Origin of the sequence: Moorena sp. SIO4G3 (genome assembly GCF_010692305.1) — a bacterium.
GTDB lineage: Bacteria > Cyanobacteriota > Cyanobacteriia > Cyanobacteriales > Coleofasciculaceae > Moorena > Moorena producens_A.
Window position 1 is genome coordinate 1 of sequence record NZ_JAAHIG010000343.1, and the last position, 9,361, is coordinate 9,361.

The window sequence follows — 9,361 nt, forward strand, 5'->3', positions numbered from 1 at the left end:
AGTAGTGTAAAAAACCGATGTTACCCATCTTATTACGCCCCTTCGGGTGGGAACTAGGCTCGAACCCTAGCCTTTTTGGAGGATTACGGAATCCTCACTCCTTTGAGCGCCTTCATCGGTCGCCCCCACACTTTTATGATGGGTATTGAACCGGACTTGATATTAGATTGGTGTATTAGGGGCAGCATAACGCGCCCTAAGGGAGGCCGATCGAGCTGAAAAAGGGGTCACTGTTCTAATTAGTAAAGTGTTAGGTTTCTTTTGATAGTGGCTAAAACTAACATGAACCAGGTAACGGTACCTGGTTCATGGTTATACTTATTCAACAAAATATCTAGCTAGGGTTTACAGATTCTTACAGCCGACGCTCAACAAAAAAGTATATTCCTCCATTACTTACTTTCCTGAGTGGTTTGGCTTTTGATGTTTTAACAGTTTGGCTAGCCTAAGACGCTGAACAAAGATGCTTCAGATCATGACCACTAGCTAGTTAAAACATCGACCAATTAGGGCTAGACATGGTTTTAGTTGTCTAGGGTAGGTGAGAATTAAACTGAATTACTCCCATTCATGGTTATTTAAGGCCTACCCTACCCTACATGTCTTGTTAATCTGTACGACTAAGTTTCTAGGGCTGTAATTTCTTCAGGACAGGAGGCACAGTCCTGAATTCCGATTGGTTTGTGTGCCTATGATTAATGTATCAACTTGGCTGAATTTTTGGTAGACTCTGTTCAGAGAAATTTGCTTAACTTAAAATTTGTTTAAAAAGCCTATGAATTCGTAACGTTCGACAAATCCGATCGGATTTACGCCGCAAACCAAGTCAGGACTTACGCACAGACTCCATGGGTAGGGTGGGCAAAACCTTGCCCACCCTACAAGTAGCGTTAAATTGAGGGATTTGCGTAAGTCCTACCAAGTGATTGAAGCTCATTACACCGATTTCAGCCTTTGACTGATAAGACAAACCAGGTTTTCAGGGTCTTGGTGTATAAGTCCTGTACTAATCATTGATTCGAGAATATTCGACCCTCAGGAACTCTTCCGCAATCCAATTTGAGCCTAGGTATAGGGATAAATGGGTAAATTAGGGCATGGGATGATATGGATTTTATTTTGATTTATATGTTAAGCATTGTGTTAGCTTGTATTACTTGAGCAATGCTTTAGATTTGATGTGAATTCTGTATTTTTTGCTACTATACTCGAAGAAAATCTTAGAGCTGACTTAGGGATTAAAAAGAATCTGATGAAGAAGTTGTTAATTACGCTATTGGTAGCACTGTGCTTGGTTACAACACTATTTCTAACCAGCCCTGCCACTGCACTAGCTAAAACTACACTTTACCCAGGTGAAGAACTCAGAAGAGGTGATTTCATAACCTCTCCGAATGGTCAATACAAGTTCATTCAGCAAGAAGATGGAAACCTCGTTCTCTACAACGGTTCTGGAGTCCCTTTGTGGAATAACGAGCAAAAGGGCAAAGCCGTGAGTAGAACGATCATGCAGGATGATGGCAATCTTGTTACCTATGGATACCCTGAGGCACTTTGGTCTTCTCGTACTAGTGGCAGTCTAGGTGCTTACCTCATGCTCCAGGATGATGGCAACATTGTAATTTATCAGCCCAATCCCAATCCAATATGGACTACTCATACTGTTGAGTAAATTACTGATTAATATGAGGGGTGACACCCCTCAATAAATCTGCTATATTGTGATTATGTAGATGCACCCTGATGATCAAGAGAGCTTGAAGACGGCTCTCTTATTTTTTTTTGGGGAAAGGGATCGATGCAGGAGATCTCAAAACCCGTGTGTACTCATTCAAAAACAACGCAAAATAAACAACGCAAAATAAACAACGCAAAATAAACAACGCAGAACTAGCCTATGCGATTGGCCTAAGGCCACGCTTCGCTCCGGAAGCTAAGCTTCCGCGCTTATGCGATTAGCCCGAAGGGCGTTGGCTAGCGAACGCATACTCTGTATATATCTGTATATCTAATCAGGTATGAGAGCATGGGGGGTGAGTTTTCTGATTCCTCCACCCCTGCTCTAGGTGAAATTTATCCTCTTGCGTAAAAAGGAAAGACTTGGGTGATAACTATATAGGTGCATCCCAGATTGACTTGAGCAAGTTGTGATGAGGAAATAAACATGAAAAAAGCACTATTAATCGGAGCGTTATTGGCCCAGACTACAACATTTGGTGCTAGTAAAGCCCTGGCTCAGGTTCCTGATTGGGTGATGGATGGAGCAGGATGTGTTCCCATTGATTCTGCTATACAACAAGACCTTTATCTGATCACGGCGGGACGGATTAAGTTCAAACCAGAAAAAACCGGTTCAATTACTGTCATTTGTCCAGTGTCTGTTAATGTTAAAAATGCCAACACCATTAGTGTTTCCTACCGTGATTCGACGGGAAGAAGTACGAATGCTCGTGTCACAGCAGCACTACGACGCATTAGAAAGCGTGATGGTGCTGTTAATACTGTCTCTGGATTAGTTTTTAATTCGGATACCAGAAGGGAAACTGCTTATACCTTCGAGGGAAGTTCAACCAGTAGTGAATCAGGTCATACCTTTGACCATTTCAATTACTACTACTATGTGCAGACTGCCCTGGTTCGGAGAAGCTCAAGCAATATCGTCGAGTTTGGGGGAGTTGAGCTAGGAAGAGTTATTTTTTAAGTCTGATCTCAATAGCACCCTCGTTAACGCTGAAACTTTGACGAAATAAGCGATGGAGTCGAGTCCGGTTAATCACTTCGTCTTTAGGTAAATCGTTAATTATTAATTGACGAACAACTAAAAATGATAAGTAGTCAACCGGACATGATATTACCAACAATATTAAATCAATAGGTCTTCTACCATAATTTCATTTAACGTTTTCAATAACTCCCGCTCATTGTAAGGCTTAGAAAAATAAGCAGATGCACCTAAAGTCATAGCTAGTTTGCGATGCTTAGAACCACTCCGGGAGGTGAGCATAATAATGGGTAAGGTCTTTAAGCTTGGCTCTCCTTTGACCCGAGTTAAAAAGCCGTAGCCATCCAGCCTGGGCATTTCGATGTCACAAATAATGGCTTTAACCTCTAATCCCCGAAGCAGTTTTTCTATCCCATCCTGACCATCTTTGGCGTGTTCTACAATATACCCAGCTTTTTCTAACCCCAATGCCAACATCCGGCGCACGTTAATCGAGTCGTCAATGATTAAGATGGTGTCTTTGGTACTTGGTTGTATCCCGATCGAGGGAGGTTGTTGCTCCACAAATCCCTTTGAGGTGGAGCCATGTTGTGGGGATAAACTCTCTAGGTTACTGGTGCGCTGACAACTGATTATCCAGCGTACCATGGCATTGGCGTCTACCAGGGGAACCACTCGACCGTTGCCGAGAATGGTACAGCCGCTAAATCCATCAGGTAACCCTAGGGTTCCTTCTACTTGACGCACGGTAACTTCTCGCTCTCCCCAGGAGCGGTCTACACACAGGCCGATTAATTGCTCGGCTTGATTGATAATTAGAATAGTAGGTTCATTAATGTTCGGGGTTTCTTCTAGGGTGGTGACCCGACGGCGACAGTAAAATTTCAGCCACTTTTTCAGGCGAATCAGGGACACCATTTTCCCTTGCCAGTTGATAACTTCGTTGCCTAGGGTAGTTAATATTTGCTGGGATTTCAGCATCAGCATTTCTTGAATCACATCGATGGGAAATGCCAAAAGCATGCCGTTACTTTCCACTAGCAGGATGCGTGCTACCGATAGGGTAAAGGGGACGGTGAGGGTAAAAGTCGTTCCCCAACCCGGTTGGGTATCGACTCGGATATCCCCCCGGATTTGCTTGAGGTTGTTGCGCACTACATCCATCCCCACACCACGACCAGATAGGTCGGTGACTTGATCAGCTGTACTAAATCCGGGTTCAAAAATCAGGGACAGCAATTCCTGGTCACTGGCGCTGGCGAGCAGCTCCTGGTCTAATCCCATTTCCTCTGCTCTGGCTCGGATTTTGGTTAAATTAATGCCTTTGCCATCATCACGGAGGGTAAGCTGGGTCTGGTTCCCCCTGTGGGTGGCTTTGATTTCAATAGTTCCCTTCGGCGGTTTCCCCATAGCCTGACGGGTGCTAGGGTCTTCAATGCCGTGGTCAAAGGCATTGCGCAATAAATGCATTAGGGGGTCACTCAGGGTTTCCAGGATGGTGCGGTCAATCAGGGTACCTTTCCCCACTACCTTCAGTTCTACTTGTTTACCATGCTCCACACACAAGTCCCGCAAAGCTCGGGAAAATCGTCCCACTAAATCAGATAAGGGACGCATCCGAACCTGAGTGAGATTGGTTTGCAGCTGCTTGGCAGTTTTGTTTAATTCATGGGCAATGCTATCAGTATCGTCTAGGGTCAATTCCAAATCGCTGGTGACTTCTTCGATTTGAACAATGGTTTCCATCACCTCCCTTGATAACAGGTGCAAGTCGCTGTAGGAATCCATCTCTAAGGCATCAAACCCTTCAACAGTAATAGCTAGGGGAGCAGGGGAAGCAGAGGAAGCAGAGGACACAGAGGAAGATACCGAAGATGGCAGGAAAAGTCCCTCGGGTTTGTTGGTTTCCCCATCCCCCTGTCTTCCTGTCATTCCTTTTGGGGTGGCAATCTGGTCATAAGATGTGCGCAGCTTGTGATTGGAGGCTTCGAGAATCTTGACCCGGCGGCTGAGGTTGTCTACTAGGGTGCGCAGTCGTCCCAGTTGCAGCGAAAGACCATTGCGCTCGATAGTCAGTTCTCCAAACAAGTCATTGAGTCGATCCAACTTTCGCACAGGAATGCGCACAGTATTTTCCTGGTGTGGGTCTTTTGAGGAGTCTTCCTGATTTTTCTCTCTCAGGAAGATCGGTTCAGGGGAAGGGGGGGAAGACAAGGGAGGGGGAGAAGACAAGGCAGAGGGGGAAGAGAAGGCAGAGGGGGAAGAGATGTTGAGATTGCTATCCACCCATTGAAATACCTTTACTTCCCCTTGGTCTTGCTGGTCTTGCTGGTCTTGCTGGTCTTGCTGGTCTTGCTGGTCTTGCTGGTCTTGCTGGTCTTGCTGGTCTTGCTGGTCTTGCTGGTCTTGCTGGTCTTGCTGGTCTTGCTGGTCTTGCTGGTTTTGCTGGTCTTGCTGGTCTTGCTGGTATGCCTCATCCCCTTGTCCGACTAGTTCTGGCTGATCGGTTTCCAATTCCCCAACTAATATAGCTTCCTGTGCGACCCCTGGGTGTGTAACTCCTCCTTCATTCTCCTGAAACTCCCTAACTTCGAGGCGGCAGGGTAAATGAGTCAGTTGACCAACCAGTACCAACGCCTGGGATTGCCGCCACAGCATTAGAGCTTGTTGGGCGATCGCTTCCACTTGGTCTGGGGCAGCTTCTAGCTGGTGATTGATGTCTTCGCACAACTGGCTAAAAGCCTCAAGCTGCAGCATTTCTCCTAACCCGCCTAATTCTTGAGCCATGATGGACACTTCTTCTAGCAAGCAGGGTCTTTCAGGGTCTGCTAATACCCCTTCTAGGCGAGCTAGACACCCTTCCACTTCTGTTTCAAACAGCATGGCAGTCACATTAGTGCCATCCTCTGCTCCTAACATAGTAGTTGCATCATCTGCGACCGGATCCCCTAGAATCTCGTGCAGTTGATCAAATACTGGGTTAGCTATGGTTTCTAGCCATTGGGAGTCTACCCGATTGCCCTGGCGGTTGATCTCGAGTACCTGGCGCAGACAGTCTACCCCCTGTAGGAGTAGACTTTCGAGTTGGTTTTCAATTGCGATCGCATTTTTCTTAGCCTTGAGAACTTTAAATGAATCCTCTAAGCGGTGAGTTAGGTGACTCAAAGTGCCATATCCCATCATCCCAGCTCCCCCTTTGACAGAATGAACCGCTCGCAGAATCCCATCCATTTTCTGATTATCAATGGCAGCGCTGGCTAAACCCAGCAGCACCGATTCAATGGTATCTAAGTATTCCTTTGCCTCTTCGAGAAACTGTAGCTGAATTTCCAGTTCTTTGTCCTGTGACATGTGTAGTGGTTAGTGGTTAGGGTTAGTAGTTAGTGCTTAGTGGTCATTAGTCATGATTGTGATCAACTTTAAACTTGCCAACCGATGTTTGTAATTCTTCAGCAATACTTACAGTGTCTTGGAGGGAGTCGGAGATATGTTCTGTTGACTGGTAGGTGCGTTCTGAGATTTGGGCAATGTCTTTCATTAAGTTTGTCACAGCGCTTGAGGTTTCCGCTTGGGAAACGGTGGCTTGGGATATGGATTGAATGAATTGGTCGATTTGGGTGGAGACGTTGAGGATTTGACCAAAACTGTCTTTGGCTTCTTGAACTAGATAGGTGCCTTCGACCACTTGGGTAGTTCCCAGTTCCATGGCTTCTACCACTTCGGAGGTACCTTGTTGGATGTTGTCTACAATTTGTTCAATTTCTTTAGTGGCCGTGGCAGCGCGAGCAGCGAGTTCCCCAACTTCTTCGGCAACCACTGCAAATCCTTGCCCCTCTTCCCCAGCCCGTGCGGCTTCTATGCCAGCGTTGATCGATAATAGGTTAGTTTGCAGGGCAATTTGGTTAATAAATGCCACCACTTGGGAAATTTGCTGGGAGGATTCCCCAAGGCGCTTGACTTTTTTTGCAGTTTCTGCTATTGTATCTCTTAAAATTAGAATACTGGTAACAGAGCGCTCAATAGCGTGGGTGCCGCTTTGGGCGGTGTTGGCAGCGGTATGAGCGACGGCAGCGGCTTGGCGGGCGTTAGAAGCTACCTCTTGAATAGAACGACTCATTTGAGCCACAGAATCTAGGGTGTTGGTGATTTCCTGGGTTTGTTGGAGAGCGGCTTCAGACAGTTGATGAATAGCTCCAGCATTGTCCCCAACGGACTGGTTTACCTCAGTGGCAGCAGTTTTGACTTGGGTAACAATCCTTCGTAGACTTTCGATTACGGCATTGAAGAAGTCAGCCACAGTGCCAATTTCCCCACTGAGGATCTCAGCCCTTACCGTGAGGTCACCTTGGGCAGCTCCTTCCACTTTATTGACCAGTTCTAACAGTTGCAACTGTAGGGATTCCCGTTGTTGCTGTTGCTCCTGGGAAACTACTTCCGCAGCAATGCGGGCTTGTTTGAGCTGCTCTACTAGCTTGGCTTGCTCAAGGGCAAAGCCCAATTGAATGGCCATCTGCCTGAAAAAGTTGATGTCTGATTCTTCCCAATGCCGGGTACCGGAACACTGATGGGCGACCAACAGTCCCAGTAATTTGTCCTCCCCTAAGATGGGGGCGACTAGGTTAGCTTTGACTTTAAACGGTTCAAGTTGACCCAAATAACAATCACTCAAGTCGGCCTGGTAAATGTTATCCAAGGCACTAACTCTACCATGCTGATACTTTTCCACATATTGGTGGGCAAAGCAGGGGTCAGCAATTTCTGCTCCTAGGGATTTCGGCCAGCCATGACCCACGGATTCGGCGACAATGGTTCCTTGCCAATTTTCGTCAAACAGATAGACTAGAACTCGGTCGGTTTTCAGAGCTTCTCGGATGCCACTGGTGGCTGACTGGTAGATTTCCTCGACTGTGAAGGATTGCCGGATACGGGAGGTAATCTCAATGACTTGCCCAGCTCGGTCGGCTTCAGCGGTTTTCACTGTGGCGAGACTGGCACCGCTTAAAGCTAGTCCTAAGTGGGTGGCTAATTCCTGTAGAAAGTCAATCTCATCGGTGCGCCATACCCGAGTCCTAGAACACTGATGAGCTACCAATAAGCCAATTAGATTATCGACCCCCACAATCGGGACAACCAGATTTGCCTTCACTTGCAGTCGGTTCAACAACTGCATATGGCCCGAGGAATATTTCTCTGCTTGGACATCACTGGTGGGCACAACCCTGCCCTTGCGGTAGGCTTCCAGCAATTTTCTGGGAATACAAGCATCGGTGATTTCGTTGGCGATCGCTTTTGGCCAAGGGGAGTCTACCGCTTCAGCCACAATGGTTCCCCGATAGCCTGGGTCAAAATAATAGATCACCACCCGCTCAGCAGCTAACTTTTCCTTAGCAGCATTAACCACTAAATCAAAGGCATGGGCTTTTTCATCAGGTTTGGCAGCATGGGTGACAACATCAGCAAATAACTGGGCCTTGTTTAGGGAAGCTTGTTGGTTAGCAACTAGGGTCTGTAGCTGAGATGCCATGCGGTTGATATTTGACCCAAGTACCCCTAGCTCATCAGTTCCCACTAGCTCCAAACGGGTATCCAGTTCCCCTTCGCCGAGGGCTTTCACTGCGTTGGTAGCTGCTAACAGGGGACTGGTCAAACGGTTAGCGAGATAGACAGCTACTGCAGCAACTAATAAGGTGGTCAGGGAGGTTCCGAGGGTCAGGGTCAGGAGTAATTGCCGCTGGGGCAGAAATGCGATCGCATCTGGGGTGGCCATGACTGCTACCCAGGGCAGGTCAGGTAAGTCGTTGATTTTACGAAAGGGGGTATAGGCTAGCAGATCCTGATGCTTTTTGACCTGATCAGATGTGACTAGAGTATTTGGTTTATCAGCAGTTAGCAGTTCTTTGGCGTCCGGGAATACCTTGGTTAGGGGCTGATTAACGATCTTGCTTTGGTTGGAGAGAAAAATTTTACCGTTGGTGGTATTGATTAAGTAAAGTTCTTCGCGATCGCTGCCCATCAGGTTGATCGAATCTTGAAGGTATTGGATGGGCATCCGGGATTGGATAACTGCGACCAGCTTTTGTGTATTTTCGTCAAGTACCGGTGCAGCTAAGTAAAGGGATAACTGACCAGACGCATCCGAGTGTATCGGTTGACTAATCGCCGGTTGTTTGGTCTTGATCACCTGCTCAAAATAAGACCGGGAGCTGGGATTATCTACCGGAGTCTGATTAGATTTGGCAATCACTTTGCCTGTTAAGTCGAAAACAGCTATACTGTCGTAGACTTGGTAAATGTCTTCGTAGCGGTTTAATAATAGGGATTGTCTTTCTGAAAGGGAGCTGGTCTGCTGTTGACTGGAATTAGTAAAAACTGGGAGCGTAGCTAGAACTCGAATATCGGCATAGCGGTCTTGTATGAAGCCCTTGAGGTTGTCTTCTAGGCTAACTACCCTAGCAATGTTATTTTGGGAAATTTCTTGGGTAATAGATTGGTTAGCTAAGTTATAGGCAATAGAGCCAATCAGCAGCACAGGAATAGTGCCTAGGGTGATGAATAATGATGTTACTTTAGTTTTTAAGCTGAGTTTAAGACCCCCAGAGCGTTTGGAACTGCTAGGTGCTTCAGAGGAGCCTATAGGCT

4 protein-coding genes are annotated in these 9,361 nt (G+C 46.6%); 2 read left to right on the top strand and 2 right to left on the bottom strand.

Annotated elements, in window-relative coordinates; genetic code table 11:
* Window positions 1-1,180 precede the first annotated feature (1,180 nt).
* Both F6J99_RS35810 and F6J99_RS35815 read left to right on the top strand, forming a co-directional pair.
* Window positions 1,181-1,672 (top strand): hypothetical protein, encoded by a 492-nt coding sequence (locus F6J99_RS35810; protein WP_293120330.1) that lies wholly within the window; start codon window positions 1,181-1,183, stop codon window positions 1,670-1,672.
* A gap of 492 nt (window positions 1,673-2,164) precedes the next feature.
* Window positions 2,165-2,701, top strand: coding sequence for a hypothetical protein (locus tag F6J99_RS35815; protein ID WP_070392171.1), 537 nt, complete (start codon window positions 2,165-2,167; stop codon window positions 2,699-2,701).
* A gap of 162 nt (window positions 2,702-2,863) precedes the next feature.
* Here the strand turns inward: F6J99_RS35815 and F6J99_RS35820 are convergent, their stop codons facing one another.
* Together F6J99_RS35820 and F6J99_RS35825 are read right to left on the bottom strand one after the other, a co-directional pair.
* Window positions 2,864-6,073: a response regulator gene (locus tag F6J99_RS35820; protein WP_293120332.1), complete on the bottom strand. Its 3,210-nt coding sequence runs from the start codon at window positions 6,071-6,073 to the stop codon at window positions 2,864-2,866.
* A gap of 46 nt (window positions 6,074-6,119) precedes the next feature.
* Window positions 6,120-9,361: GAF domain-containing protein (locus tag F6J99_RS35825; protein WP_293120334.1), on the bottom strand; the 3,242-nt coding region annotated here is incomplete at its 5' end.

Coding starts and splice junctions, on each gene's coding strand:
- F6J99_RS35815 (WP_070392171.1), top strand. CDS start 2,165: ATGAAAAAAGCACTATTAATCGGAGCGTTATTGGCCCAGACTACAACA.
- F6J99_RS35820 (WP_293120332.1), bottom strand. CDS start 6,073: ATGTCACAGGACAAAGAACTGGAAATTCAGCTACAGTTTCTCGAAGAG.